At 44.8% G+C, this 26539-nt stretch carries 24 protein-coding genes; 6 read left to right on the top strand and 18 right to left on the bottom strand.

From position 1 onward, the window contains the following. Positions 1-156: 156 nt before the first annotated feature. The 4 genes from pntB to D5I41_RS00290 form a co-directional block, all read right to left on the bottom strand. Complete coding sequence (gene pntB / locus D5I41_RS00305) at positions 157-1536, bottom strand: Re/Si-specific NAD(P)(+) transhydrogenase subunit beta (protein WP_065210713.1); 1380 nt, start codon at positions 1534-1536, stop codon at positions 157-159. Positions 1537-1546: 10 nt separating this feature from the next. Then, complete coding sequence (gene pntA / locus D5I41_RS00300) at positions 1547-3085, bottom strand: Re/Si-specific NAD(P)(+) transhydrogenase subunit alpha (protein WP_119007956.1); 1539 nt, start codon at positions 3083-3085, stop codon at positions 1547-1549. A gap of 180 nt (positions 3086-3265) precedes the next feature. Beyond that, the gene (locus D5I41_RS00295; RefSeq protein WP_119007955.1) at positions 3266-3547 is read right to left on the bottom strand and encodes an HlyU family transcriptional regulator; all 282 of its coding nucleotides are present in this window, start codon (positions 3545-3547) and stop codon (positions 3266-3268) included. A 211-nt stretch (positions 3548-3758) separates the two neighbouring features. Further along, a complete protein-coding gene (locus D5I41_RS00290) occupies positions 3759-4736 on the bottom strand; it encodes a Solitary outer membrane autotransporter beta-barrel domain (RefSeq protein WP_119007954.1) in 978 nt (325 codons plus the stop codon). A 291-nt stretch (positions 4737-5027) separates the two neighbouring features. On the opposite strand from D5I41_RS00290, the gene D5I41_RS00285 reads away from it, so the two are divergent. Further along, positions 5028-5462: a DUF3069 domain-containing protein gene (locus D5I41_RS00285; RefSeq protein ID WP_017029949.1), complete on the top strand. Its 435-nt coding sequence runs from the start codon at positions 5028-5030 to the stop codon at positions 5460-5462. A gap of 99 nt (positions 5463-5561) precedes the next feature. Here the strand turns inward: D5I41_RS00285 and modC are convergent, their stop codons facing one another. From modC to nrdD, 7 genes are all read right to left on the bottom strand, one after another. Continuing rightward, on the bottom strand, positions 5562-6656 hold the full coding sequence (modC, locus tag D5I41_RS00280) for a molybdenum ABC transporter ATP-binding protein (protein WP_119007953.1): 1095 nt from the start codon (positions 6654-6656) through the stop codon (positions 5562-5564). Then, the gene (gene modB / locus D5I41_RS00275; RefSeq protein WP_162892763.1) at positions 6656-7348 is read right to left on the bottom strand and encodes a molybdate ABC transporter permease subunit; all 693 of its coding nucleotides are present in this window, start codon (positions 7346-7348) and stop codon (positions 6656-6658) included. The genes modC and modB overlap by 1 nt, the downstream gene beginning before the upstream one ends. Before the next feature lie 7 nt (positions 7349-7355). Beyond that, positions 7356-8105: a molybdate ABC transporter substrate-binding protein gene (gene modA, locus D5I41_RS00270; protein WP_119007951.1), complete on the bottom strand. Its 750-nt coding sequence runs from the start codon at positions 8103-8105 to the stop codon at positions 7356-7358. A 50-nt stretch (positions 8106-8155) separates the two neighbouring features. Continuing rightward, a complete protein-coding gene (locus tag D5I41_RS00265; RefSeq protein ID WP_119007950.1) occupies positions 8156-8803 on the bottom strand; it encodes an ATP-dependent zinc protease family protein in 648 nt (215 codons plus the stop codon). 33 nt (positions 8804-8836) lie between these two features. Further along, positions 8837-10018, bottom strand: a complete 1182-nt coding sequence (locus D5I41_RS00260) for an amino acid aminotransferase (protein WP_119007949.1) — start codon at positions 10016-10018, stop codon at positions 8837-8839. 155 nt (positions 10019-10173) lie between these two features. Then, positions 10174-10644 (bottom strand): anaerobic ribonucleoside-triphosphate reductase-activating protein, encoded by a 471-nt coding sequence (gene nrdG, locus D5I41_RS00255; protein WP_119007948.1) that lies wholly within the window; start codon positions 10642-10644, stop codon positions 10174-10176. 35 nt (positions 10645-10679) lie between these two features. Next, positions 10680-12800 (bottom strand): anaerobic ribonucleoside-triphosphate reductase, encoded by a 2121-nt coding sequence (gene nrdD / locus D5I41_RS00250; protein WP_119007947.1) that lies wholly within the window; start codon positions 12798-12800, stop codon positions 10680-10682. Positions 12801-13076: 276 nt separating this feature from the next. Between nrdD and D5I41_RS00245 the strand changes: the two genes are divergently transcribed. Beyond that, positions 13077-13982, top strand: coding sequence for an endonuclease/exonuclease/phosphatase family protein (locus tag D5I41_RS00245; protein ID WP_119007946.1), 906 nt, complete (start codon positions 13077-13079; stop codon positions 13980-13982). Positions 13983-14041: 59 nt separating this feature from the next. On the opposite strand, the gene D5I41_RS00240 is transcribed toward D5I41_RS00245, so the two are convergent. From D5I41_RS00240 to D5I41_RS00230, 3 genes are read right to left on the bottom strand one after another with little or no spacing between them, the layout of a single operon-like run. After that, positions 14042-14467, bottom strand: coding sequence for a YeeE/YedE family protein (locus tag D5I41_RS00240; RefSeq protein WP_119007945.1), 426 nt, complete (start codon positions 14465-14467; stop codon positions 14042-14044). Positions 14468-14471: 4 nt separating this feature from the next. Next, a complete protein-coding gene (locus D5I41_RS00235; RefSeq protein ID WP_119007944.1) occupies positions 14472-14894 on the bottom strand; it encodes a YeeE/YedE family protein in 423 nt (140 codons plus the stop codon). 14 nt (positions 14895-14908) lie between these two features. Then, positions 14909-15238, bottom strand: a complete 330-nt coding sequence (locus tag D5I41_RS00230) for an ArsR/SmtB family transcription factor (RefSeq protein ID WP_119007943.1) — start codon at positions 15236-15238, stop codon at positions 14909-14911. Between the two features lie 166 nt (positions 15239-15404). Here D5I41_RS00230 and D5I41_RS00225 point away from each other — a divergent pair, with 166 nt between their 5' ends. After that, a complete protein-coding gene (locus D5I41_RS00225; RefSeq protein ID WP_119007942.1) occupies positions 15405-17114 on the top strand; it encodes an FAD-dependent oxidoreductase in 1710 nt (569 codons plus the stop codon). A gap of 895 nt (positions 17115-18009) precedes the next feature. Continuing rightward, the gene (locus D5I41_RS00220; protein WP_119007941.1) at positions 18010-20781 is read left to right on the top strand and encodes a glycoside hydrolase family 3 protein; all 2772 of its coding nucleotides are present in this window, start codon (positions 18010-18012) and stop codon (positions 20779-20781) included. 80 nt (positions 20782-20861) lie between these two features. On the opposite strand, the gene D5I41_RS00215 is transcribed toward D5I41_RS00220, so the two are convergent. After that, positions 20862-21245, bottom strand: coding sequence for a thiol-disulfide oxidoreductase DCC family protein (locus D5I41_RS00215; protein ID WP_119007940.1), 384 nt, complete (start codon positions 21243-21245; stop codon positions 20862-20864). Between the two features lie 78 nt (positions 21246-21323). Continuing rightward, complete coding sequence (locus tag D5I41_RS00210) at positions 21324-22415, bottom strand: ketoacyl-ACP synthase III (RefSeq protein ID WP_119007939.1); 1092 nt, start codon at positions 22413-22415, stop codon at positions 21324-21326. Between the two features lie 155 nt (positions 22416-22570). Between D5I41_RS00210 and D5I41_RS00205 the strand changes: the two genes are divergently transcribed. Further along, positions 22571-22759 (top strand): DUF2986 domain-containing protein, encoded by a 189-nt coding sequence (locus tag D5I41_RS00205; protein WP_119007938.1) that lies wholly within the window; start codon positions 22571-22573, stop codon positions 22757-22759. A gap of 98 nt (positions 22760-22857) precedes the next feature. Then, the gene (locus tag D5I41_RS00200) at positions 22858-23526 is read left to right on the top strand and encodes a YoaK family protein (RefSeq protein ID WP_119007937.1); all 669 of its coding nucleotides are present in this window, start codon (positions 22858-22860) and stop codon (positions 23524-23526) included. Between the two features lie 50 nt (positions 23527-23576). On the opposite strand, the gene katG is transcribed toward D5I41_RS00200, so the two are convergent. Both katG and D5I41_RS00190 read right to left on the bottom strand, forming a co-directional pair. After that, positions 23577-25739: a catalase/peroxidase HPI gene (katG, locus tag D5I41_RS00195; protein WP_119007936.1), complete on the bottom strand. Its 2163-nt coding sequence runs from the start codon at positions 25737-25739 to the stop codon at positions 23577-23579. Between the two features lie 244 nt (positions 25740-25983). Next, complete coding sequence (locus D5I41_RS00190; RefSeq protein ID WP_119007935.1) at positions 25984-26475, bottom strand: LabA-like NYN domain-containing protein; 492 nt, start codon at positions 26473-26475, stop codon at positions 25984-25986. Positions 26476-26539: the final 64 nt, after the last annotated feature.

The following is a 26539-nucleotide window of genomic DNA, read 5'->3' as shown; positions in this document are numbered from 1 at the left end:
TTGTAGAATAACGACTTATCGAAAAATTCTGCCTCGTCCTCGAGAATTTTTCCTACGCGATTTCTGATCACTTACTTAGTGTGATTACGATTACCTGTAGGAAAGGACACAAATAAAAAAGGGAGCCGAAGCTCCCTTTTGCGCTAACTAACAGCCTTAAAGATGCTCAATGATCTTCAAGCAAGAGTCTTTAGCGTCACCAAATAGCATTGATGAGTTTTCTTTGAAGAAAAGCGGGTTTTGAACGCCAGCGTAACCAGTATTCATTGAACGCTTAAACACAACTACGTTCTGTGCGTTCCACACCTCAAGTACTGGCATGCCAGCAATTGGGCTTGTTGGATCTTCAAGTGCAGCCGGGTTAACCGTATCGTTCGCTCCGATAACCAGTACAGTATCAGTCTCAGTGAAATCATCATTGATTTCATCCATTTCCAATACGATGTCATAAGGCACTTTAGCTTCTGCTAGTAGTACGTTCATGTGACCAGGTAAACGACCCGCTACTGGGTGAATACCGAAGCGCACTTCAATACCTTGAGCACGAAGCTTATCGGTAATCTCATGCACTGGGTACTGAGCTTGCGCTACTGCCATACCGTATCCAGGAGTGATGATCACTGACTTAGAGTTCTTAAGCATTTCAGCCACTTCTTCAGCGGTTGATTCTCGATGCTCACCCTGCTCTTCGTCACCAGTAGATACTGCAACTTCTTGACCAAAGCCACCTGCGATAACACTAATAAATGAACGGTTCATTGCCTTACACATGATGTAAGACAGGATTGCACCTGACGAACCTACTAGTGCACCGGTAACGATCAGAAGATCGTTTGCTAGCATGAAGCCTGCCGCAGCTGCTGCCCAACCAGAGTATGAGTTAAGCATTGAAACCACTACTGGCATATCCGCACCGCCGATTGAAGCCACCAAGTGGTAACCAAAAGCGAACGCTATCAGAGTCATTAGGAACAATGGAAATAGAGCGCCATCGCCACCTAAGTACCATTTCAACAATAGTGCTGAAACTACGATAGCAGCAAGGTTTAGCTTGTGCTTGTGCGGAAGGTTCAGTGGAGACGAAGAAATGATGCCACGCAATTTACCAAAGGCAACGATAGAACCAGTAAATGTCACTGCACCAATGAATACGCCAAGGTATACCTCAACAAGGTGAATCACATGCTCAGCATGAGTTGCTGCTTCTGGTGCGTCTAAAAGACTGTTATAGCCTACTAGTACTGCTGCCATACCTACGAAACTGTGTAGGATCGCAACCAACTCTGGCATTTCGGTCATTTCAACTTTCTTGGCATAATGAATACCAATACCGCCACCAACAACCATAGCCAAAAGAATCCAAGCAATACCGCTCGAATGTGGGCCAAAGATAGTTGCAAGCAAGGCAATAGCCATACCTGCAATACCATAATAGTTACCTGAACGAGCCGTTTCTTGTTTAGAAAGACCCGCCAAGCTCATAATAAAGAACACAGCAGCAATAATATATGCGGCTTGAACTAATCCTGCAGACATATATTACTCCTTAGTCTTTACGGAACATTTCTAGCATACGCTTAGTGACCGTAAAGCCACCGAAGATGTTGATGCTAGCAATTAACACGGCAATAAATGCAAGGAAGGTTACGACACCATTACCTTGTCCTATTTGTAGCAATGCACCCACAATGATGATGCCCGAAATGGCATTAGTCACCGACATTAGCGGGGTATGCAGAGCGTGCGTTACGTTCCAAACTACGTAGTAACCTACGATACAAGCCAGCACGAATACAGTGAAGTGAGCTAGGAATGCAGCAGGTGCTACTGAAGCTACCCATGCAAATGCACCAAGGCCAATGACAAGGCCAGCAAGCTTCTTAACCGGTGAGACTGGCTCATCTTTTTTAGGCTCTGGTTTTACTGGTGCTGCTTTAGGTGCAGCCTGTGGCTGTGCAGAAACCTGAATTGGCGGCGCAGGCCAAGTAACTTCACCTTCTTTCACTACCGTCACACCACGAAGCACTACATCTTCAAAGTCGATATCGATGTTGCCATCTTTCTCTTTGCAAAGCAGTTTAAGCAGATTGACAATGTTAGTACCGTAAAGTTGAGAAGACTGGGTCGGTAGGCGACCTACCATATCGGTATAACCAATGACTTTAACGCCATTTGCCGTAGTAATTACCTTGTCTGCTTCTGTGTAAGCACAGTTACCGCCATTAGCAGCTGCAAGGTCAACGATCACACTACCCGACTTCATGCTATCTACCATTTCTTTGGTAATTAGCTTAGGTGCTGGACGACCTGGGATAAGTGCTGTTGTAATGATGATATCAACGTCTTTCGCTTGTTCAGCGTAAAGCTCTTCCGCTTTCTTGTTGAATTCGTCTGACATTTCTTTTGCATAGCCGTCACCAGCGCCAGTATCCTCTTGGAAATCCACTTCCAAGAACTCAGCGCCCATAGATTCAACTTGCTCTTTTACTTCAGGACGAACATCAAATGAACGAACAATAGCGCCAAGGCTTCCCGCAGCACCGATAGCTGCAAGACCTGCAACACCCGCCCCCGCAACCAAGACTTTAGCCGGCGGAACTTTACCTGCAGCGGTAATTTGACCTGTGAAGAAACGACCAAATTCGTGAGCGGCTTCAACTACAGCACGATAACCTGCGATGTTCGCCATTGAGCTCAATGCATCTAACGCTTGAGCACGAGAAATGCGAGGTACCGCATCCATTGCCATCACGTTGATGTTCTTGCTCGAAAGCTTTTCCATTAATTCAGGGTTTTGCGCTGGCCATACAAAGCTAACCAGGCTCGCACCATCCTTGAGAAGCGCAATCTCTTCATCAGAAGGTGCGTTTACTTTCAGAATTAAGTCCGCGTTCCAAACAGCAGCGTGATCAACAATAGTTGCTCCCGCACTTTCAAACGCTTGATTGTCGAAGCTGGCTAACGCCCCTGCTTCCCCTTCTATTGAGACGTCAAATCCCAGTTTTATAAGCTGCTCTACCGTTTTAGGCGTTGCAGCTACGCGTGTTTCACCCGCGAGGCTTTCTCTAGGCACACCAATTTGCATAGCTATTCCCTACTATTGGCACAAAAATAAAAAACAAAATTAAAAAGTCTTCCTTGGCCCACCAATAAAAGCTAACCACTTTTATCTGCACCACCAATTCAGAAAAAATATCATCAATATCTGTAAGAAAACAACATCTCATTGTCTTACAGAGCACTCATCAGACTAGCTAGCCTGAGCTTAGTGGTTGAAGATGGTTTCACCCATTTGGTCGATCAACATTTGTGCTTTTTTGATCATCAATTCATTGGCATCACCTTCATTGCCAAGTAAGTCAGAACGAATAAAGCGATGAGTCTTAGTTGAACCGCCCTCACCCAGTGTAATGCGTCCAGCAATGCGGTACTGGCCACCCTCAGCAATGGGTTCAGCGTAAATTAAATATCCTTTGTACTCTATTGGTTCTACAACAGCCTGTTTAGGTGCTTCAGACGAACCAAAGAGACGACTAAACCATCCCATAAAATCTCCAAAAATCTTAGACTTACTGATACTAAATCTATGTTAAACAAGGTTTAAAGGCGAGGATTAATATCAAGAATTTGAAGATGATACGGGTGTTTTTTGTATTAAAACTACATATCGACTTAAAAGAGTGATGGGGACATGATAACGCAACACACAAGCAACAAAACATTTACTTGGTTATAGCGAATAGCCAAAAATTAAATCACTAATCTTCGTTAATCAGTAGGACTAAGGTTCCACCTTTTAAGCTACTTCCGTAGTTGATGTTGATGCCAAGACCAACATTATCTAAATAGTCCTTCAAGAAGGGAGGAGATACGAGCCAGCCTAAGCTCCATTCATAGTAATGAGCAGTACCCATCGGTTCACGCAGGTCCTTACCGACATCGATACGGCGAATGCTGCTATAGACGGTTTGCCCATATCCGCCCCAATGCGCGATATCATAAAATCCCTTTACGCCGTTAATCCAATACCACCCTTCGGGGTTACCGACATCACCTTCATTAGCCTCACCCCAGCCAAAGCCATAGAAGTACTTCATTTCAGTGAAGGCTTCCCAGTGGCCCCAGTCATGTTCGCGATCATAATGAAATTCTACGCTAGGTTTGAAGGTTAACGCCCATGCATCTGTATTAAACGCATAGCCATCAAGCACATCTCTAAAAGAAGTAGTGAGTGAGTTTCGATAGGTGTATTCATTTCGAAAGTACATTAAATTGGTGCCCAGCCCTGTATTAAGGCTCCAATTCTTAGACAGTGGGTACTGAACCCAATATTGAGCTGCTAGAGTATATGTCTCTTCCCTCGCAGTATCTTCTGGGTCAGTTGGATCATCCCCAAAAGAAAGGTCGCGCTTGGTTCTAAGATAAGATCCCACAACAGTAACGTTTTGCTTCAAACTTTTGTTATCAAAAGATAAGTCGTTCAAATCAAAGGTGTAAGGAATGGTGTAAATAGAAATTTGTTTACGCAGCTCTAGTGACTCTTCAGTCCCTATATTATCATTATCAGTAACGAAATCATTCGGGTCGAAGTCTTTAAAACCAAACGAGATGGCATCACTGTCACTGAGCAGAACCGCTGTCGCAAAGGTTTGCTCTAATACTTTTTGCAAGGTTTCGTCAGCTTTAGCATAAGAGCTAGCAAGCAACACTAGCGGAATGAGTGCGTACTGTTTCAAATCAACTCCATTTGAACAACTGTTTCCATTTAGCTTTTGTGACTAAAAATTAAACTTTATTGTTAACCATTACAATAAGTTCAAGATTAGTATAGTACGCCTCGAGTTCAATCTAGATAAAGGTATTCAATGTCATTTTGCACAAATACCCACCCTGTAGTACAAATAGCCACCAACATATAAGCTCGACGCCTTATTTATTGAGCACCCATCACCCAATACGCGTTTATAGTTTGACTTTTTTAGGTAACTTTTTACGATAAGGTGACCATCAATACAAGGTATGCCCTTATGTCAGAAATAATTGAAGATCAAACCATCGATCTAAGCGAAGTATCAGCGGAATTGCGTCAGGTCATCGAGTTTGATGAAGTACCTGAGCAGATGTTCCAAATGGTTGTTTCTATACATGAGGCCGGTGAAGCAGAAGTACGCAAAGCGTGGGACGAACTGCCAGCCAGTGCACAGAATGTAGTAGACAACTTCGAGCAATTTCACGCTCTAACCTCAGTAAGCCAAGCCTTTGCAGGTGTTGGACTACTAGAAGAGTTCCCAACGCTTAACATTCCTGAAAACATGACGGAAGAACAAACTAACGCTTACAAAGCACAATTGTTAGACCAAGTTCTGTTCAACTGTATTAAGGACATGGTCAAGCAAATGAAGAAAGCTCGTCGTGACCCTATCCTTAAGCGCGATTTCAATAGTGTCTTTCTAAAAGACTAAGAAGCTATCGCCTAAAGTGAGCTCGAGTTGTTAGTTCAGCTCGAGTTTTTTATTGCCGAAATAAAATAGTGGCTTATTGCTCTATTTAAGATTTAAGATTTAGTGTGTAGCAAGGTTTTGCTGTGTAAAACTCACGCCTTTGATCTGGGCAAAAACTTTACTGCCTTTCTGAAGCTTCAATTCTGCTGTAGCCCATTGAGTCAGTATCGACTTTAACGCTAGTTCTTCATTCAACGCTAAAGTTAACAGGCAAGAGTGATCGTTTAATTCTTCCATGTCAATTACTTGCACGGGGATTACATTTCGAATTGAGCTGCCAACAACAGGTGACAGTGTCACAGAAACATCTCTAGCATCAATCCTAATGCGCATACATTCGTCCTGCTTGTCCTCAAACGCTTGATCAGGAACCCATAGCGCATGCCCCGCTACCTTCATTTTTCGCATAGCATAATTGGGATGTCGTTCAGAGACCTTAGCGGTCAGTAGCGCACTGTGCTGCTCACTCTCTTGCCATAACGCAAGCGAATCTCCATTCCACACTTTTTCTACCGTACCAAAATCAGCAACAATACCTGACTCTAAAACCAGCAGGTTGTCAGCGAGATGCATGACCTCTTCAAGGCTATGTGTCACGTAGACGATGGGAATGTCGATTTTGCCTGGCAATTGACTGAGATAATGCATTACCTCTCTTTTTCTAGGTAAATCTAGACTAGCTAAAGGCTCGTCCATCAACAGCAACTCAGGCTCACTCAATAGCGCCCTAGCAATAGCGACACGCTGTCTTTCACCACCACTGAGTTTGTTTGGTTTAGAGTCCAACAAGTGCTCGATACCAAGTAGCGATGTCAGCTCCTTAAATCGCCCACTTTGTAATTTGTTGGGTGAACCAAAAAGAAGGTTATCTAGAATAGAGAGATGCGGGAACAAACGAGCATCTTGGAAGACTACCGCTATTTTTCGTTTCCAGACGGGCACATTGATACTTTGCTTGGTATCAAGCAGACAGGTTTCTTTAAATGTCACCTCACCTTGGTCAGGCGACAATAACCCACATAATACGTTGAGAAGCGTGGATTTACCGCTACCGGAGCGGCCAAACACAGCGGTGACACCTTTAGAGGGAACACTTCCTTTTATATCAAAGGTTTGGTTATCAAATTGGTGTTTAAATGAGAAGGTTAATGTCATTAAACAAGCCCCAATTTCTGTTGAGATCGGCGCGACATCCATTCACTGATAAATAGCGAAACCAGTGCTATTACAATGGCTAAAATACACAGTCTCATCGCTTTAAACTCTGCACCGGGCGTTTCAAGAAAGCTAAACATTGCAAGAGGAATAGTTTGTGTTTCACCGGGAATATTAGAGACAAAGGTAATGGTTGCACCAAACTCACCTAGGCTGCGCGCAAAGGCCAATACAAATCCAGAAATAACACCAGGCATAATCAATGGAAGCGTTACCCGCTGAAACACTCTCCATGGGTTAGCCCCCAGTGTCATTGCGGCATCTTCAAGCTTGCTGTCCACAGACAAAATACTAAGGCGAATTGCCCTTACCATCAAAGGCAACGCAACCACAGCTGATGCTAACGCGGCCCCTCTCCAACTGAACGAGAAGTCGAGCCCGAGATACTGTTCTAGCCACTTGCCAAGAGGGCCTTGTTTTCCGAACAAGATCAGTAATACGTATCCAATGACCACAGGAGGCAGAACTAACGGCAAGTGAATAAGTCCATCGAGCAGACTTTTGCCGTAGAACTCTTTTTTAGCCAAAAGCCAAGCCAGTGCAATTCCGATAGGTAAAATACAAATACTCGCAACAAAAGCTACTTTCAGGCTTAGCGCTAGGGCTGTAATTTCTAACTCGGTGAGCATCACACCTTCCCTATTGGGTTAATGGGGTAAATCCTAACTCTAGCAAATATTGACTCATCTCTTTACTATAAAGGGCTTTATATACCTGATTTGCACTGCTTTTATCTGATAGTAGCAACGCTGGGTACTTAATAGGCTCATAAAGATCCGTTGGGATCGCCGAAACTATGTGAACCTGTTTAGACTGCTTTGCATCGGTAACATAGACAATCCCAATCGGTACCTGCTGCCTTTCCACCATGGCGAGCACAGCACGAGTATTTTTCATTGGCGCAGTTTGTTTTGACAGTGACTGCCACACGCCTAGATTCTGTAAGGCTTGTTTGGCATAGATACCCACAGGCACGGTGTTTGATTCACCAATGGCCAAACGCTGACCATCTAACATTTTGTTCCAGTTAGAGAGATCATCTAATCTATCTAACCTTACGTCTTTATTTCCTGACACTACAACAAGTTGGTTTCCCGCAATGGTAATCGAGGATTCAACACCTTCAACCTGTTGTTCTAAATAATCCATCCACTGTGTATTGGCAGATATAAAGATATCAGCAGGCGCACCTTGGGAAATTTGTCTTGCTAGAGAAGACGATGATCCATAGACCCCTTTTACTTTTATTCCCTGCGCTTGTGCTTGTTCAATCAACCTTTCAACCACCTGCGTCATAGACGAAGCAGAATAGACATAGACGGTTTGGTTTGCAGTGGCGAAAGAGAATGAGGAGAAGAGTAATAAGAGCGGAATTAGAATACGCGGCATAAGGTTCTTAATAAGCAGGTGCCCAATAAAGGGCACCTATTAGTTCGTTGTTATTTAGTGATTTTTGGTTGTACGTATTTACGACTGACATCAACAATCGCCACATCTCGAACGAAACTACGTCCAAGCAACACAGGGAAGTCTAAGTGGGAGCGATCGACTAGAGTAAACTCTGTTTTCTCTTTCAACTCAGAAAGCTGAATCCAAATCGCTACTACAGGACGTTTATCCGATTCTTCTGAGCTTGACTGCTTCACTTTTGCAAAGCGCTCGATTGGAAGGCTGATCTCTTTGCCAACTTTCCCGGCATAGGCTGGTTTGAACTTCACCCACTTCTTGCCATCACGCTCAAACTGTTTAACTTCGATCGCTGATAGAGAAGATGTTGTAGCGCCTGAGTCAACGCGTGCTTTCACGGTCGCTTTGAATTCAGGGAAGAACAACCACTCTTGTTCACCAAGAATGAGCTTACCATCTTCTGTTTTCGTCGGAGCAGGCGCTGGTTCTGCTTCCTTCTCTTCTTCAACAGCCACTGGTTCTTCTATTTCTACTACTTCTTCAACCGCTTCTTCCGTTTCTTGTTCCATGACCGGCTGTTCAAACTTAATTTCTTCCTCACCACTTTCTTGTGGTGTGCTTGAACATGCGACCAAAGAGCCAGCAAACAAAGCAATACTTAAAATTTTCCAATGTTTCATCCAATCCACCCTGTTAATTTAAGTTATTTATTATTATCGAACCGCTGCTATAGCTGACGCTACATAAGTTAAATCTTGTTCCCTTAGGCCTGCAATGTTGATACGCCCATCGTTAACACCGTACACAGCAAACTCTTCACGAAGTCTGGTCATCTGCTTAGCTGAGAAACCAAGTACGCTAAACATGCCTTTGTGCTGTTTAATAAACTCAAAGTCGTCAGAATTTGTATTCTGAACAAGCTCTAAACATAGCTGCTCTCTTAAGCTAACCAGTCTTAAACGCATCTGCTCTAACTCAGTCATCCAAGAAGACTTTAACTCATTGTCTAACAACACAGTTTTAACTATAGACGCGCCATGAGCAGGAGGCATAGTATAAGTTGATCTTGCCATCTGTAATAGCTTACCGCGCGCATTCATTGCATGGCTTTGCTGATCTGTTACCACGATCGCACTACCCGTACGCTCTCGGTACAAACCAAAGTTTTTAGAACAAGAACTGGTGACTAACAACTCAGGTAGATTGGCCGCCATGTGTTGCACCCCGAACGCATCTTGCGCTAATCCATCCCCAAAACCTTGGTAGGCAATATCAATGAACGGTAAGAAACCATTTTTCTGGGCAAGCAACGTGACTTGCTTCCACGCCTCTTGGGTAAGGTCCGCACCCGTTGGGTTATGGCAACAGCCATGAAGGAGTACTACGTCTTTTGCGCCCGCTTTGCTCAAATCTTCAAGCATCGCATTCACATCAACTTGCTTGCTGCTTGGTTCAAAGTAGCGGTAATGCTTAACCTTGAGGCCAGCGGCTTCCATCACTGGTTGATGGTTTACATAGCTTGGATTACTCAGCCACAGCGTAGCCCCTGGATTTGAAAAAGCAATGAGTTCGGCCAACATGCGCAGTCCACCACTGGCACCCGGGGTTTGCACTGATATTGCTCGCTCTGCGATAGCTGAATCAGGTAGAACAAGATTTAACGCTGCAGCATTAAATTCTTCATCACCCGCCATACCAACGTATGCTTTGGTTTCTTGGCTGTTGAGCACGATTTGTTCAGCTTTTTGTATTGACTGCATGACTGGCGTTACACCGTCACTATTTCGATATACGCCGATACCAAGATCAATCTTTTTATCGCGTTGGTCTTGTCTGTAGGCTAAAGATAAAGACAGGATAGGATCCTGTTGAGGTGCTGGTAGATTGGAGAACATGAAAGTCACAACCCTTTGAAATTCATTTGGATAGTGTCACGTTATCACTTGGCGAAAGAAATCGAAACAGTTATTAAACGGCAACCCTGTTTCGTGATGTTTTTTTAAACAGATAAGAGTAAGACGTAGATTAAACGCCCTAAAAATGGGATGTATTATTTCAGGTCGAAGCGATGAATCACTTGATTAGAACTGCCACGCCACTCTAGACGCACATCAGCAAAGTCTTTCTCATACTTGCCATCAATTAACACATCGACAAAATCCACAACCTGTTGTTGCTCAGAAGTAAGCTCCGCTAACAAGTAGCCCGTCCAAAGCCAGATGTCCTTTCCTGGGCATTCTTCTTTCACGCGCTTAACCAGATTAAACACTGACCCTACGTTTCCAGGAAACAAGGGATCACCTCCAGAAAGAGACAATCCACGGCGTTTAATTCGGGTGTCATTGAGATCCGCAATGATCTGGTCTTCCATCTCTTTAGTATAGAGATGGCCAGAACTTGTAGACCAAGTAGATTGGTTGTAACAGCCACGGCACTGATGAATGCACCCAGAAACAAACAAGGTACAACGCGTCCCCGGTCCGTTTACTACATCTACTGGATAATAGTTATGGTAATTCATCAATGCCCTACTCTTCGTTCAACCAATGTCGTTAATTATAGGTGTTTAACGCGTCGCTTAACTTCTTCTTGCTTACCGAAGTTAAACGGACGTGCGTCTGGGCTTCCTAAGTAGCCACACACACGGCGTGTCACTGATACCTTAGAGGAATCGTGATTGCCACAAGATGGACAGGTAAAGCCCTTACTCGTACATTCAAACTCGCCAGTATAGCTGCACTCATAACACTCATCGATAGGCGTGTTAGTGCCGTAATATGGAACTCGGCTGTATGAGTAATCCCAGACATTTTCTAGCGCTTCGATATTGCGCTGCATGTTCGGGAATTCACCGTAGCAGATAAAGCCGCCCGTTGAGATAAGCGGATACGGCATCTCAAAGTCAATCTTGTCGTATGGGTTTACTTTCTTTTCAACATCTAAGTGGAAGCTGTTGGTGTAGTAGCCCTTGTCTGTCACGCCTTTGATCACACCAAATTCTTTAGTGTCTACGCGGCAGAAACGGCTGCATAGGTTTTCACTTGGTGTACCGTACAAGCTAAAGCCATAGCCCGTTTCTTCAGTCCAGCGCTCAACGTTTTCTTTTAGGTAAGCAACGATATCCAGTGCTTTCTCACGTAAACGAGACTCATCAAATACGTGCTCTTCAGTACCAAACAGCGCATTAATGGTTTCATGGATACCAATGTAACCTAGAGAAATTGACGCACGACCATTTTTGAAGATTTCAGCCACTGAATCATCAGGATTTAGACGAACACCACACGCGCCTTCCATATACAGAATTGGAGCAACACGAGCTTTAACGTTTTCTAGTCGAGTGATACGAGTCTCTAGGGCACGACGCGCTGTCACTAGTTTTTCGTCTAGTAACTCATAGAAACGTGCTTCACTGCCACCAGCTTGTAATGCAATACGTGGCAAGTTAAGGCTAACAACACCAAGGTTGTTACGTCCTTCATGGATCATCTCACCGTTTTCTTCATAAACGTTGAGGAAGCTACGACAACCCATAGGGGTCTTAAATGAACCCGTTACTTCAACTACCTTGTCGTAGTTCAAGATATCCGGATACATACGCTTTGAAGCACATTCTAGCGCTAGTTGCTTAATGTCGTAGTTAGGATCCGTTGGCTTATGATTCAGGCCATCTTGAATAGCAAACACAAGTTTCGGGAAAACAGCCGTTTTCTTATTCTTTCCAAGACCAGCAATACGGTTCTTCAAAATAGAAGTTTGAATCAGTTTCGATGCCCAAGTTGAGCCCAAACCAAATCCAAAGGTAACAAAAGGAGTTTGACCGTTCGCTGTGTGCAGTGTGTTGACCTCGTACTCTAGAGATTGAAAAGCGTCGTAACACTCTTTCTCTGTACGAGAGCGTGCAAATTCTTCAGGGTTATGAATGTCCCACTCTTTAGCGACTTCTAGGTGCTTCTCGTAGCTACAAGTCACATACGGTTCTAACACTTCATCAATACGGTTGATGGTTGTACCGCCGTAGATATGGCTAGCAACCTGAGCAATGATTTGCGCGGTAACCGCGGTCGCTGTCGAGATTGATTTAGGCGTATCAATCTCTGCATTACCCATTTTAAAGCCATGTGTTAGCATGCCCTTAAGATCGATTAGCATGCAGTTAAACATTGGGAAAAACGGTGCGTAATCAAGGTCGTGGTAATGAATATCGCCGTCTTCGTGTGCTTGAACAATGTCACGAGGCAAAATGTGCGTCTTTGCGTAGTGTTTAGCTACAATACCAGCAAGGAGATCGCGCTGAGTTGGGATCACTTTACCGTCTTTGTTGGCATTTTCGTTAAGAAGGTCAGCATTAGATTGCTCGATTAGACCCTGAATTTCTTGGTTCAGGACACTCTTCTTCTCACGAGCCATATCACGGTCATGACGGTATTCGATGTACGAGCGTGCCAGTCCTTTATAAGGACCTTGCATCAGTTCGTTCTCGACTAGGGTTTGGATTTGTTGGATATCCACTTCTTGGCTATCTACCAGTTGTTGCTCAACAGATAAAGCGACGCCCTCGGCATAGTTCGCTAAGTCTTCATCTGTGTGAGGTGCAGCACTTTTTATCGCTGCAACAATACGATCCTTGGTAAATGGGGCGAGAGATCCGTCTCTTTTTAGAACAACTGGTTTCACATATTCTCCTTACCCACAGCATATACACAGATACACTATATAGGGTATTCATATTTATTTTACACACTACATATTGTGGGCGTATTAAACGAGAACCGCCACCCAATGTTTTTGATCTAGATCAATGTAAGGGTTGAGTGAGCGATTTTGAGACCGATCTTTTTTGAATAAATGATCTCGTCCTCATAACAAAAAAAATCGCATAATTTTTTCAGAAAAACTTGCAATTTTTGAAGTGCTTTTGGAATGGGCAATGAAAAGGAACAACAGATTTAGATGCTAGAAAAATTAAAAAAATCACTTGCATTTGCTTGGGTATTATTGCTGATTTCAGCTCTACCAAGCGGTGCATACGCAACCTCTATAAACCTAACCACTTGGAACATAGCCTGGCTATCTGCGCAGAGTTATCCACAATATTCTGAAAGTAACAGGCGCATGGATGACTTCTCAAGCTTGTCTGGTTACTTTAATAAAACCCATGCAGACATACTCGCTTTTCAAGAAGTCGATAGTGCTGAAGCCATCAAGAAAGTCGTAGGTGCTGATTACCACATTGTGTTGTCTGATCGTGCGCTGACTGCAAATTCCCATCGACAGTTTAACGATATCAACCAGTACACGGGATTTGCGATACGCAAGTCGTTTACTTTTCATAACCACCCCGATATTGATTTGAACCCCAGCCACAATGGTAAGCTTCGCTTTGCCAGCTATATAGAGATAGACAGAAACAACACTAAGCCAAATCTACATGTGCTTTCTGTTCACCTTAAAGCGGGATGTCAGGGCGCAAAACGTAACAACCGATCTTGCAAACTCTTGGAGCAACAAGGAACAATGCTCAATCAGTGGATTAAGGATAGGCAGAGCAATAGAGATTCTTTTGTCATCATGGGTGACTTTAACCATAACCTTGCCTACCGAGGCGACTGGTTATGGGAGCAACTTACCCAAGGCACAGCAAACGCAGTTCTCGCATCAGCTAACTCTAAAGCTAAGTGTGAAGTACGCTCAAACAAAAACCCGACACAAACCCATAGGTTCCGCAATCTTATTGATCATGTCATCGTGAGTTCTGACTTAGCTTTCTCTGAGCCTGCTCAAGATACTTTTTCAAAAAACGATGTGATTAAATATCAGCTCAGTGATCACTGTCCTGTGTCGCTCTCGATCAAGTAGTACAGACAACAACGCCCTCATATGTGAGGGCGTTTGTTAATCGTCGACTCTGCCATTTGTCAAGAATTAGCTGTGACACTCGTTACACGTCCGCCAATGTAGAAACCCGCCAGCATTGCCACTAAGAACAACCATGCTTGTATATTGCCGGCTCCTAATGAAGAAACTACAGGTCCAGGGCAAATCCCCACTAAACCCCAACCAATACCAAATAACCCTGCTCCCACTAGCAAGCGACGGTCGATAAGGTTGCTTTTCGAAACTGAAAATGTCTCTGCTGATAGTGGTTTTGGCTGCTTCTTAATAACCAAAAAGTACACAGGCAAGAACACCCCTAGGCCACCACCCATTACAAATGCTAAGCTCGGATCCCAGTTTCCCGCTATATCTAAAAAACCAATAACCTTCACCGGGTCGACCATTCCTGAGATAGCCATCCCCAAGCCAAACAACATACCCGCAATAATGGAGATAAATTTAAACATGCCCTTACCCCACTAGATGCAAGCGAACAAACACTGTAATACCAGACACCAGCATGAATACACAGGTCGCGACGATTGAGCGCTTAGACAAGCGTCCAATTCCACAGATACCATGACCTGAGGTGCAACCATTGCCAATTTTAGTGCCTATACCGACAAACAAACCGCCAAGCAATAACAGCAGTAGATTAGTGTCATACTGCATTGGAATATAAGCACCGAATGCATTTACACCCAGTACACCACCAGCGACCATGCCGATAACAAACAACCAGCGCCAACCTCTATCTCCGGATTCATTTTTCATGAGACCAGAGACAATACCGCTAATGCCAGCAATCTTGCCGTTAAAAAGCAATAACATAGATGCTGAAACGCCTAGAAGCATTCCCCCGAATAGCGAGGACCAAGGAATTGTAAACTCCACAACCTTCTCCTTAATTAACAGTAAATTTGATACAGCGATTGGATAAGCTGTTCTACTTGCGTATTTTTAAGCGAGTAAAACACTTTTTGCGATTCTTTTCTCACTTGCACAAGTTCGTTGTCTCTAAGCACCTTAAGATGCTGAGACAATGCCGATTGATTAAGTAGCGAGCCTTGCTGGAGCTCCGACACTCCTCTCTCACCCTCAATTAATTGGCACACCACCATCAAACGCTCTGAATGAGACAATACCTTCAAAACAGACGCAACATTGTCTGCTTTTGCTTTTATCTCAAGAAAATCAGATGCATTGGTTTGTGCTGAGCTTTGGTTATTTTCTATCAAGCTTCATACCTTTCACTTAATTGTATGACTGCGGATAGTCTAAACCATACATTAAATTAGTCAATGCTAATTTAGTTCTTGCAAATTTAGCACGGTTAATATTAGAATTTACTTATTGAAGTGGTATATTAACCAACAGAACCAAAACAAGTTTGGAGCAACAACAATGACTAAGATCCTTATCGTAGGCGGTGTCGCCGGCGGCGCATCTGCGGCTGCCAGAGCACGTCGATTGAGCGAAGATGCACAAATCATCATGTTTGAACGAGGCGAGTTTGTTTCGTTCGCCAACTGTGGTCTGCCTTATCACATTGGTGGCGATATCACCGACCGAAGCAAGCTTCTGTTGCAAACTCCAGAGAGTTTCCTAGCACGATTTAACGTCGATGTACGAGTGATGAACGAGGTTGTTGCTATACAACGTGAAGAGAAAACAGTAACCGTAAAGAACTTGCTTGATGGTAGCGAATACACAGAACGCTATGACTTCTTGTTGCTCAGCCCTGGCGCAGGGCCGATCGTGCCCCCTATCGAAGGTCTGGATAATCCACTCACCCACTCGCTGCGAAACATTCCCGATATGGATCGCATCATCAATACCCTAAAAATGAACAAAGCAAAGCATGCGACTGTTGTTGGCGGTGGGTTTATTGGTCTAGAGATGATGGAAGCATTTCATCAGCTTGGCATCAAAACCACCCTAATAGAAATGGCAGATCAGGTAATGACGCCAGTAGACCGTGAAATGGCAGGCTTTGTTCATACAGAAATTCTAGACAAAGGTATTGACCTAAAACTGGGTGTAGCACTGCAATCTGTCGATTACTTGCCGAATCAACATATTGCGAACACTGAAGCTGGAGAAACAGAGCATAATCAACATCTGCAAGGCTCGTTGAACCTAAGACTTAACAATGGTGAAGAGTTAGCCACAGACATCCTGATTATGGCCATTGGCGTTAAACCTGAAACCACACTAGCCGCGCAAGCCGGACTTAAGATAGGTGAGCTAGGTGGCATCCATACCAATGCGTCTATGCAAACCAGCGACCCTTACATTTATGCAGTAGGTGACGCCGTAGAAGAAAGAGATTTTGTTACGGGCAATCAAACCCTTGTGCCTCTCGCAGGCCCTGCAAATAGACAAGGCAGAATGGCAGCCGACAATATGCTTGGCAGACAAGAAACCTATCAAGGAACACAAGGCACCGCAATTTGTAAAGTGTTTGACTTAGCCATTGCGTCTACAGGTAAAAATGAGAAGCAGCTTGTACGTGAAGGCATCAATTTTGAAAAGGTGTATGTACATACCGCTAGCCACGCAAGCTATTACCCTGGAGCTGAGATAGTCTCTTTCAAAATGTTGTTCGATCCTGCTACAGGAAAGATTTTGGGCGCCCAAGCAACAGGTAAAGACGGCGTTGATAAGAGAATCGATGTAATGGCGGTGGCTCAGCGTGCCGGCATGACCGTTGATCAGCTTCAACACCTTGAACTGACATACGCTCCCCCTTACGGAAGTGCGAAAGATGTCATCAACCAAGCTGCGTTCGTTGCCAACAATATCGTTAAGGGTGACTCAACACCAATTCATTTTGATCAGGTTGATAACTTGTCAGATAACCAAGTCTTACTCGATGTACGTAACCCAGGTGAGCGCAAGAATGGTAACCACATTCAAGGTGATATCAATATTCCAGTCGACCAACTTCGTCATAGAATGCATGAGTTGCCAAAAGACAAAGAGATTGTAATTTACTGCCAAGTTGGCCTGCGTGGTAACGTCGCCTATCGACAATTGGTTAATAATGGGTTCAAAGCGAGAAACCTAATTGGAGGGTATAGAACCTATAAAACTGCAAAAGGCGGATTTTAAGCGACTTGCATCGTTCCTACCCACTGTCGTCCCCGAGCGCTTCTATCGGGGACCTAGGTACTCACAAAATCAGATTCCCACTAAAAGCCTGTGGGAATGACATGTTCGAGTTACTTAGTCTCTACCCACCGTCGTATACGAGCGCTTTTATCGGGGACCTAGGTACTCACAAGATCAGATTCCCACTAAAAGCCTGTGGGAATGACAATGTTCGAGTTACTTAGTCTCTACCCTTCGTCGTCCCCGAGCGCTTTTATCGGGGACCTATGTACTCACAAAATCAGATTCCCGCTAAAAGCATGTGGGAATGACTGTTTCGACTTGCATCGTTACTATCCACCGTCGTCCCCGAGCGCTTTTATCGGGGACCTAGGTACCAACAAAATCAGATTCCCGCTAAAAGCATGCGGGAATGACTGTTTCGACTTGCATCATTACTACCCACCGTCGTCCCCGGGCGCTTTTATCGGGGACCTAGGTACTCACAAAATCAGATTCCCACTAACAGCATGTGGGAATGACATGTTCGAGCTACTGAGTCTCTACCCACCGTCTTCCCCGAGCGCTCTTATCGGGGGACCTAAAACAACACAAAAGACACTCCTTGTCACTTTAATTTTGCTTTTCGCGTCATCCAATTACGAGAGCAAGATCCCCTTATCAATACGCACAATGAGAATGATTTCACACTATTGATATTTCTTACGCACAAGCCCAGTTTTGTTATTTACACTGCCAACAAATCAAACAAAACCTTCCAGATAGTTCATCATGGGGGGGAATATTAACGTGGAACATTGTTTTTGCTTGCAAAAAGAAAGCGCTTTCTTTACAGCTAGCACCAATTCGAAATGTTCTTAAATTTAGCCCACTAATAGGTTTATCGGATAACTTTATGCAAACAGAACAAATACACATTGCACAGAAAAACTTAGTCCCTGTCAGCCGTCAAGCTGCGGGTGAAGGCATTGTATTACTTGAGAATCGTCAAAATACGCTTCCCCTTTCATCGGAAGATACCGTTTCTCTTTTTGGCCGTTGTCAGATAGACACCTATAGAAGCGGCACGGGCTCTGGTGGCGCTGTAAACGTACCCTACGCAGTCAATGCTTTAGAAGGTCTACGCGCAAATAAAGGCGTTGTTATTAATGAAGAACTGGTCAGCGTTTACGAAAATTGGATTGCAGACAACCCATTTGATGATGGCGGCGGCGGTTGGGCAGCAGAACCTTGGTTCCAACATGAAATGCCTTTATCAGATGAGATTGTTAAGGCTGCTAGTGCTAAATCCAACAAAGCAATTGTCTTTATTGGCCGTACTGCCGGTGAAGATCAAGACAACGCTAACGAAGCGGGAAGCTATAAGCTAACCGACCTTGAGTTTGCTATGGTGAATAAGGTTAACGCCTTCTTTGATAACGTAATCATCGTGATGAACGTGACCAACATTATGGACATGTCTTGGCTAGAGACTGTTGATCATAAAGAGTCAATCACTGCGGTACTCTACAGCTGGGCTGCAGGTATGGAAGGTGGACACGCTCTTGCTGACGTATTGTCCGGCGATATCGCACCAAGTGGCCGCCTAACCAACACTATCGCCTACAAGCTTTCAGACTACCCTTCTGATGCTAACTTCGGTAGTAAGGTATGTAACCAATACCAAGAAGACATCTATGTGGGCTACCGTTACTTTGAAACCTTCAACAAAGACGCAGTTCAATACCCATTTGGTCACGGCCTTTCTTACACTAGCTTTGAGCGTGAATGCACTTCTTTCAAAGTTGAAGGCGAAGGCAGTGATCAAATCTTAACGTTTGACATTAAGGTCACTAACACAGGCTCACAGTACAAATCTAAAGAAGTAGTTCAGCTCTATGTCGAAGCACCTCAAGGTAAGCTAGGTAAACCTGCTCGCGTGTTGGCGGGTTTCGGCAAGACTACTGAGTTAGAAGCGGGACAAAGTGACACTGTGACTATATCAGTAGCATTAAGCTCACTGGCTTCATTTGACGACAACGGCGTTACCGGCAATGCTCACGCATTCGTAGTTGAAGCAGGCGCATATCAGTTCTACTTGGGTGACAACGTACGTCAAGCAACCGCTATCGACGCTAAAGTTGAGCTAGAAGACCTAGTTGTAGTAGAACAGCTTCAAGAAGCAATGGCAGCGATTCAAGAATTTGATCGCCTTAAGCCTGGTGCATTAGCCACAAATGGCTTGTACGAAAAAGCGTATGAAGCAGTACCGCAACGCACTGTTTCTCTAGAAGAACGCATTACAGCCAACATGCCTACCACTTATGAAATCACTGGTGATAAAGGTATTCGTTTAGCTGACGTTAAGGAAGGTCGAGCGACTCTAGAAGAATTCATTGCTCAACTTAGCCTTGAGCAACTGGCGACTATCGTTCGCGGCGAAGGTATGTGTAGCCCTAAGGTGACTCCAGGTACAGCTGCAGCATTTGGTGGGGTTAGCGATAGCTTGTTTGAGCTAGGTATCCCGACAGCAGCGGCCGCAGATGGTCCTTCTGGTATCCGCATGGATAGCGGACATAAAGCCTCTCAGGTGCCAATCGGTACTCTGCTAGCTTGTACGTGGAACACACCTCTTAACCATGAGCTATTCAAGCTTGTAGGTGAAGAGATGCAAGCAAACCTTATTGATACCCTGCTTGGTCCTGGTATCAACATTCACCGTCACCCATTAAATGGTCGTAACTTCGAGTACTTCTCAGAAGATCCGTTTATGACGGGCATTATGGCAGCAGCGCAAACTCGTGGCCTTAAGGTTGCAGGTGTTTCAGGCACTATTAAGCACTTTGCAGCAAACGACCAAGAAACGGCGCGTGTAGATTCAGACAGTGCTATGTCTGCGCGTGCACTTCGCGAGATCCACCTGAAACCGTTCGAAATGGCGGTTAAGCTAGGTGATGCAACCACTATCATGACCTCTTACAACCCAATCAACGGCCACTGGGCAGCATCAAACTATGACCTAAACACTACCATTCTTCGTGGTGAGTGGGGTTATTCTGGCATCGTGATGACCGACTGGTGGGCGAAGATGAATGACTGCATTCTAGCTGGAGAAGAGTCTAAAACCTTTACTTCGTTCATGGTTCGCGCTCAAAACGACCTATACATGGTCGTTGAGAATGACACGGCTGAATCTAACGGTATGGGTGACAACACAATCCAAGCGGTAGAAGACGGCACGCTTACCATTGGTGAGTTGCAACGTAGCGCAATGAACATCTGTCGCTTCATTATGGATGCGCCGGTGATGTCTCGCCCGCTTAAGAAGTACGAACCAATTAAGCCATTTGCGCCGCAAGCACAAATTAGCGAAAACGCTATTTCTGTTGAGAAGCCTATTGAGTTGAATACAGCTGCAAATGTGACTAAAACCATCAAGATCGAAACAGCGGGCGAATACCACTGCTCGGCTGTAGCGCATTACGATAGAAATTCACTGGCTCAGTCATCATGCAGCATGCACTTAAATGGGCTGTTCAGCATGTCATTCCCAGTGAACGGTACAGATGGTAAGAGTGTCGATGTTGACGGCTTGACCGTTAAGCTAGAAGCTGGCACTTATGAAGTCCACATTAACTTTGTTAAACGTGGGCTGGTTCTTGAAACGCTAAGCTTCACGAAACTATAACCAGCAGCTAGCAGCTAGCGGCTATTAGCTTCACAAAGACCGAGCACTCCCCCGTGTATCTCGGTCTTTTTTTTGCTTAGCTATTTGAGCCTGCAGCTATTACATCGAGAGGATCCGGTTAGCCAGCGGGAGATCGAATAGCGATTTCTGGCGAACCATAGATAGATCTTGTCACACAAAGGGCGAAATACTTTCCAACGCGTTGGCGCATAAAGCCAACCTTTCCCTACTCTACTCCATGCCTGATAGGTGACATCTAAACCGAGTAATAACTTTCCTTCTTCATTCAATGCATGCAGCATTACCGATGCTTGTTTGGCATCTATATAGGGGTAATCTGTAAAGTGCTGGGCGTGAATGTCGACGAGCAACAGCTGGTTGGATGTATCGTGCTTTTTAAGGGACGTCATTTCCTTAACGCACAATGGGCAGGTACCATCATAGAACAGGGTGAATTGACCCATATTTTCCTCTATCGCAAGTAAGTGAGAATACTCTTCATACGGAATAGCTAAAAATATAGGTCATGCTAGGGCTAGCAACTAACCCTTTGTTGGGTTGTTTTTGCAATGTTCGATTGCTTGTTCAAGGAGCTCAATAGCCGTTTTATCACTCGAAGGCAGAGCCGCTTCGCTCTCTCTTATTGGCGTCACACGTTGGCCCCAACGGATTCTACCCGCGCCCCAAGTCAATCCGGCGCCAAAGGCTGCGGTTAAGATCTCAGCACCAGGCTTGATTGCGCCCTGCTCTGCGGCTTCGCAGATAGCAATTGGCACAGTCGCTGCCGACGTATTGCCGTAGTTTTGGATGTTAATAAAGGCCTTCTCTTGCTCAATACCCGCCAGATCGCACAGCGTTTGAATAATTCGTACATTGGCTTGATGGGGAATCACAAGGTCAATCTTAGAGGTTGGCAATTGTGCTTCAGTCAACACATGTTGAGCAGCGCTTCCCATCCCTTTTACGGCGCGTTTAAATATCTCACGCCCTACAAAGTTAAACTCAAAGTAGCCGTTGTCTGTAGCAAACCTTTCCATAGAAGTACCAAAGCTTGGTACGGCAAGAATGTCTCTTCCCTCAGAGTCACAACCTAACTTACTTTGCAGTAAACCGACTTCCTCTTCTGTCTCTGAAAGTACTACCGCGCCCGCACCGTCTCCAAATAAAACCGCGGTATCACGCTGGGTCCAATCAATAAAGAAGCTCAGTCTTTCTGCCCCAATAACCAACACATGCTTATAGGCACCCGCTTGAATCATTCGTGTGGCCGTTTCCAGACCGTATACAAATCCTGTACAGGCGGCATTGAGGTCAAAAGCTGCCGCTTGAAACGCCTTCAGGTTATTTTGCACTTTGGATGCAATGTTTGGGATCAAGGTATCAGGAGAACAAGTAGCCACGATGATAAGGTCAAGATCACTTGCTTGAATGCCTGCGCAATCAATCGCTTGCTGAGCAGCAACTGTTGCTAGATCTGAGGTTTGCACATGACTGATGCGTCTTGCGGATATACCCGTTCTTGGTTTAATCCACTCATCTGACGTATCAAGAAACGTACTAAGATCATCGTTAGTCAATACTGTTGGTGGAAGACACTTTCCCCAACCCGAGATTTCTGCAAACTTCTTAGCCATACTACCTGCTTTGTTTCAAACCGTTATTGGTCCAATGAGTATACTGCATTCAAAGGAGACAAATAACGGTTAGCGATGTTAATTCTCCGCTTTACATCACCAAAATTGATAGAATGTGATAGTCTTAGCCCCGTTAAGCTACGCAAGGTTAAAAAATGAACCGCAAGAAGAAAATCAATCAGATCTTTAAGAAGAGACTGAAAAAACAAAACTCAAAGCTACATAGCTCAAATAAGCCTAAGTACATTTCAAAGGCCGAGCGTGCAAAAATGGAGCTTGAAGCAGAGCAAGCCGACGTTTCAGTCGAGCAAGCGCCAACAGACCAAGAGTCTCCAGCAGGCTAAACGCCCTCTCCCAAACTCGTTACGACTGCCGAGGTGTTGGAGGTTATCTAGCACTTCGATTTGTCGTTTTCCAACGATATTCAAGCAGGAATTTCATTGTGATTTCTCGATTGCCAAAATGGGTGGAAGTGGGTGCTTTCATTCTTGCTTTGGTGGCAGGCTTTGTTAACTCAATCGGCTTGCTGGGTTTTGAGCACCAGTCTGTTTCGCACTTATCTGGAACGGCAACACTGCTCGGCATCAGCGTTATCGACAGCTCTTTTGCTCATGTATTGAACCTTTTGGGCGTATTGATTTCCTTTATGCTCGGCTCATCCGTCGCCGGTTACTTGCTCCATGACTCTACGTTAAAGCTAGGAAGACACTATGACTCAGTGCTTTTTATTGAGTCTTTGCTGCTGTTTATCGCACTTGCACTACTATCCTCAAACAACTTCTCCGGTTTGTACTTTGCCTCAGCAGCTTGTGGCTTACAGAATGCCATGGCAACGACCTACAGCGGTGCTATCGTCAGGACGACTCATGTTACCGGGATATTTACCGATCTTGGGATCATGCTTGGTAAGCTATTTAGAGGGGAGCCTCTGGATAAACGAAAAGCAAAATTGTTTATCTATATTATCTTGGGCTTTGTATTGGGAGGAACTGGCGGGGTGATACTCTACGCGAAGTATCAGTTTATGTCGCTACTGCTGCCAGCAACGGCGTGTTTTGTCATTGCGGTCATTTATAAGCTCTATTCAAGACAACATCGACCGTTGACCTAATCAAAAACTAAAGCCCCATAGCAACGTCACTATGAGGCTTTATCATCCGTTTACAGTAGGTCGAATCTGTCGGCATTCATGACTTTCGTCCATGCTGCCACGAAGTCAGATACAAACCTCTCTTTACTGTCGTCTTGGGCATAAACCTCAGCATAAGATCTCAGTACCGAGTTAGAACCAAACACGAGATCCACTCGTGTTGCTGTCCACTTAATATCGCCAGTCGCTCTATCACGCAGCTCATACAATCCATCTGGTGTCGGCTTCCAAACGTTATTCATGTCGGTGAGATTAACGAAGAAGTCGTTACTCAATGCACCTACGTTATCGGTGAACACGCCGTGCGAACTGTTAGCGTAGTTGGCGCCGATAACACGTAGTCCCCCTACTAGCACCGTCATCTCGGGGGCAGTTAGACCCATCAACTGCGCTCTATCCAGCAATAGCTCTTCTGACGTCACCACGTACTCTTGCTTTTGCCAGTTTCTAAATCCATCAGCAACAGGCTCGAGTACTGCAAATGATTCGGTGTCAGTCATTTCACTCGTGGCGTCACCTCGACCTTGAGTGAATGGCACGCTTATATCAAATCCTGCAGATTTTGCGGCTTGTTCAACGCCCAGATTACCGGCTATAACGATAGTATCGGCAACACTTGCACCTGACGCACTCGCTATTTTCTCAAGCTCAGCTAATACTTTAGCGAGTTTTTTAGGCTCATTACCCTGCCAATCTTTTTGTGGCGCTAAGCGAATTCGAGCGCCGTTTGCTCCGCCTCGCTTATCTGATCCCCTGAAGGTTCTTGCACTGTCCCATGCTGTGGTGACAAGCTCAGAGAGATTCAGTCCACTGTCTTTGATCTTGGCTTTTATAGACTCCACATCATAGCCAGTCGCCCCACTTGGGATGGGATCTTGCCAAATCAAATCATCAGCAGGAACATCAGGCCCCAAATAGCAACTCTTCGGTCCCATATCTCTGTGGGTTAGCTTAAACCATGCGCGAGCAAATACTTCATTGAAGTACTCAGGGTCATTATGAAAACGCTCTGAAATTTCTCGATACTCTGGGTCCACTTTAAGCGCCATATCCGCATCGGTCATTATCGGGTTATAACGAATATTTGCGTCTTCAACATCTACAGGCTTATCCGCTTCATTGATATTTACGGGTTCCCACTGCCAAGCACCTGCTGGGCTCTTTTTAAGCTCCCACTCATAAGTGAACAATAGATGGAAGTATCCGTTATCCCACTGAGTAGGGTGAGTTGTCCATGCCCCTTCTATCCCACTAGTGACGGTGTCACGACCAACACTGCGAGTTTGATGGTTCATCCAGCCAAGACCCTGTTCAGCAACGTCTGCCCCCTCTGGTTCAGCGCCAACCAAAGCAGCATCGCCATTACCATGACACTTGCCAACGGTATGACCACCAGCGGTTAACGCTACCGTTTCTTCATCATCCATAGCCATGCGTGCAAAGGTGACTCGCATATCATGAGCGGTTTTTAATGGGTCAGGATTACCATCTACCCCTTCTGGATTGACGTAAATAAGGCCCATCATAACGGCCGCAAGAGGGTTTTCTAGGTCTCGTTCGCCGGAATAACGACTGATTTCTGCGCCACTAGGCGCCAGCCACTCTTTTTCCGCTCCCCAGTAAATGTCTTTTTCAGGATGCCAGATGTCTTCTCGTCCGAACGCAAAACCGTAGGTTTTAAAGCCCATAGATTCATAGGCCATATTACCTGCAAGGATCATTAGATCAGCCCAGCTGATTTTATTGCCGTACTTTTGTTTAATCGGCCATAATAGCCGACGAGCTTTATCAAGATTGGCATTATCTGGCCAAGAATTAAGAGGTGCAAAGCGCTGATTGCCTGTGCTTGCACCGCCTCGCCCATCGGCTATTCGATAGGTTCCCGCTGAGTGCCAAGCCATACGGATCATTAACCCACCATAATGTCCCCAATCGGCAGGCCACCAGTCTTGGCTTGTGGTCATTAGAGCCTTCAAGTCATTTTTTAAAGCGGTGACATCGAGGGATTTAAGTTGTTGGCGATAATCGAAGTCTTCGCCGAGGGGGCTAGTTTTAGAGTCGTGTTGATGAAGAATGTCGAGGTTGAGAGCCTTGGGCCACCACTGCTTCTCTGATCTCTGGTGAGAAGTCACCGCGCCATGCATTACTGGACATTTACCTTGTTTACCTGTCATACCTAACTCCTTGATTATACCTTTGATAAGGGCAATAGAAGTCAGGTTGACAGTTTAGCTCTCGCTACCCTTGTAATATCAGCACTAAGTCTATTGCGCGTTGGTATAAAGGTAGGTTTAAAAGCCTAAATATACTAATACTTAAGGGCTATAGTTTTGATAGGTAAAAACGATGACATCTTGAATGCACTGATAGACAACCTCTTAGCAATGCATTTAATGAGTCGATAATTAGGTTTTAAGATTATCTAAGTAGAGAACCTTGGATGGCAATGAACTCTGAAGCTACTTCTTTCAAGGCGTTAGCGGTTAATTGAGGCACGCCCAAGACCACAACGTGACAGTTATAGCGCTCAGCTACATGCTTAACCAACAACTCAAAATCACCATCACCAGAAAGCAGAATTATTGTGTCCACCTCAGAGGCTCTTTCCATGATATCAATGGTGATACCCACGTCCCAATCGCCTTTGGCGCTGCCATCCGAGCGCTGAATATAAGGTTTCAACTTAACTTCAAAGCCTATACCACGAAGGATATGGTGAAACTGACGCTGCTTTGGATCGTGACTTGCTATGGCATAGGCTTGCGCTGAAGTGATTTCACCATACTCCATCGCCAAAGCCCAAAAGGCGTTGTAATCAAAGTTACGACGATACGCATCTCGGGTGGTGTAATAGATGTTTTGCACATCCGCGAAGATAGCGACGCGCCTTTTTGACAGAGCTTGATTCATATTTGATTGATATCTCAATAGATTAAGTCTGAGAGTATACGTGACTTAGGCTCATTATCTAAGG

The sequence above is a fragment of the Vibrio superstes genome (assembly GCF_003569005.1).
Taxonomy (GTDB): Bacteria; Pseudomonadota; Gammaproteobacteria; order Enterobacterales; family Vibrionaceae; genus Vibrio; species Vibrio superstes.
The sequence above is the reverse complement of the archived record's forward strand: the minus strand, read 5'-3'. Positions and strand labels throughout refer to the sequence as shown.

Bases quoted from the DNA above. Each gene is read 5' to 3' on its own strand.
- D5I41_RS00285 (WP_017029949.1), top strand. From the start codon at position 5,028: ATGTCAGAAATAATTGAAGATCAAACCATCGATCTAAGCGAAGTATCA.
- D5I41_RS00190 (WP_119007935.1), bottom strand. From the start codon at position 26,475: ATGAATCAAGCTCTGTCAAAAAGGCGCGTCGCTATCTTCGCGGATGTG.
- pntB (WP_065210713.1), bottom strand. From the start codon at position 1,536: ATGTCTGCAGGATTAGTTCAAGCCGCATATATTATTGCTGCTGTGTTC.
- D5I41_RS00205 (WP_119007938.1), top strand. From the start codon at position 22,571: ATGAACCGCAAGAAGAAAATCAATCAGATCTTTAAGAAGAGACTGAAA.
- D5I41_RS00245 (WP_119007946.1), top strand. From the start codon at position 13,077: ATGCTAGAAAAATTAAAAAAATCACTTGCATTTGCTTGGGTATTATTG.
- D5I41_RS00220 (WP_119007941.1), top strand. From the start codon at position 18,010: ATGCAAACAGAACAAATACACATTGCACAGAAAAACTTAGTCCCTGTC.
- D5I41_RS00295 (WP_119007955.1), bottom strand. From the start codon at position 3,547: ATGGGATGGTTTAGTCGTCTCTTTGGTTCGTCTGAAGCACCTAAACAG.
- modC (WP_119007953.1), bottom strand. From the start codon at position 6,656: ATGACATTAACCTTCTCATTTAAACACCAATTTGATAACCAAACCTTT.
- katG (WP_119007936.1), bottom strand. From the start codon at position 25,739: ATGACAGGTAAACAAGGTAAATGTCCAGTAATGCATGGCGCGGTGACT.
- D5I41_RS00240 (WP_119007945.1), bottom strand. From the start codon at position 14,467: ATGTTTAAATTTATCTCCATTATTGCGGGTATGTTGTTTGGCTTGGGG.
- nrdG (WP_119007948.1), bottom strand. From the start codon at position 10,644: ATGAATTACCATAACTATTATCCAGTAGATGTAGTAAACGGACCGGGG.
- modA (WP_119007951.1), bottom strand. From the start codon at position 8,105: ATGCCGCGTATTCTAATTCCGCTCTTATTACTCTTCTCCTCATTCTCT.
- pntA (WP_119007956.1), bottom strand. From the start codon at position 3,085: ATGCAAATTGGTGTGCCTAGAGAAAGCCTCGCGGGTGAAACACGCGTA.
- D5I41_RS00265 (WP_119007950.1), bottom strand. From the start codon at position 8,803: ATGAAACATTGGAAAATTTTAAGTATTGCTTTGTTTGCTGGCTCTTTG.
- D5I41_RS00215 (WP_119007940.1), bottom strand. From the start codon at position 21,245: ATGGGTCAATTCACCCTGTTCTATGATGGTACCTGCCCATTGTGCGTT.
- D5I41_RS00210 (WP_119007939.1), bottom strand. From the start codon at position 22,415: ATGGCTAAGAAGTTTGCAGAAATCTCGGGTTGGGGAAAGTGTCTTCCA.
- D5I41_RS00260 (WP_119007949.1), bottom strand. From the start codon at position 10,018: ATGTTCTCCAATCTACCAGCACCTCAACAGGATCCTATCCTGTCTTTA.
- D5I41_RS00225 (WP_119007942.1), top strand. From the start codon at position 15,405: ATGACTAAGATCCTTATCGTAGGCGGTGTCGCCGGCGGCGCATCTGCG.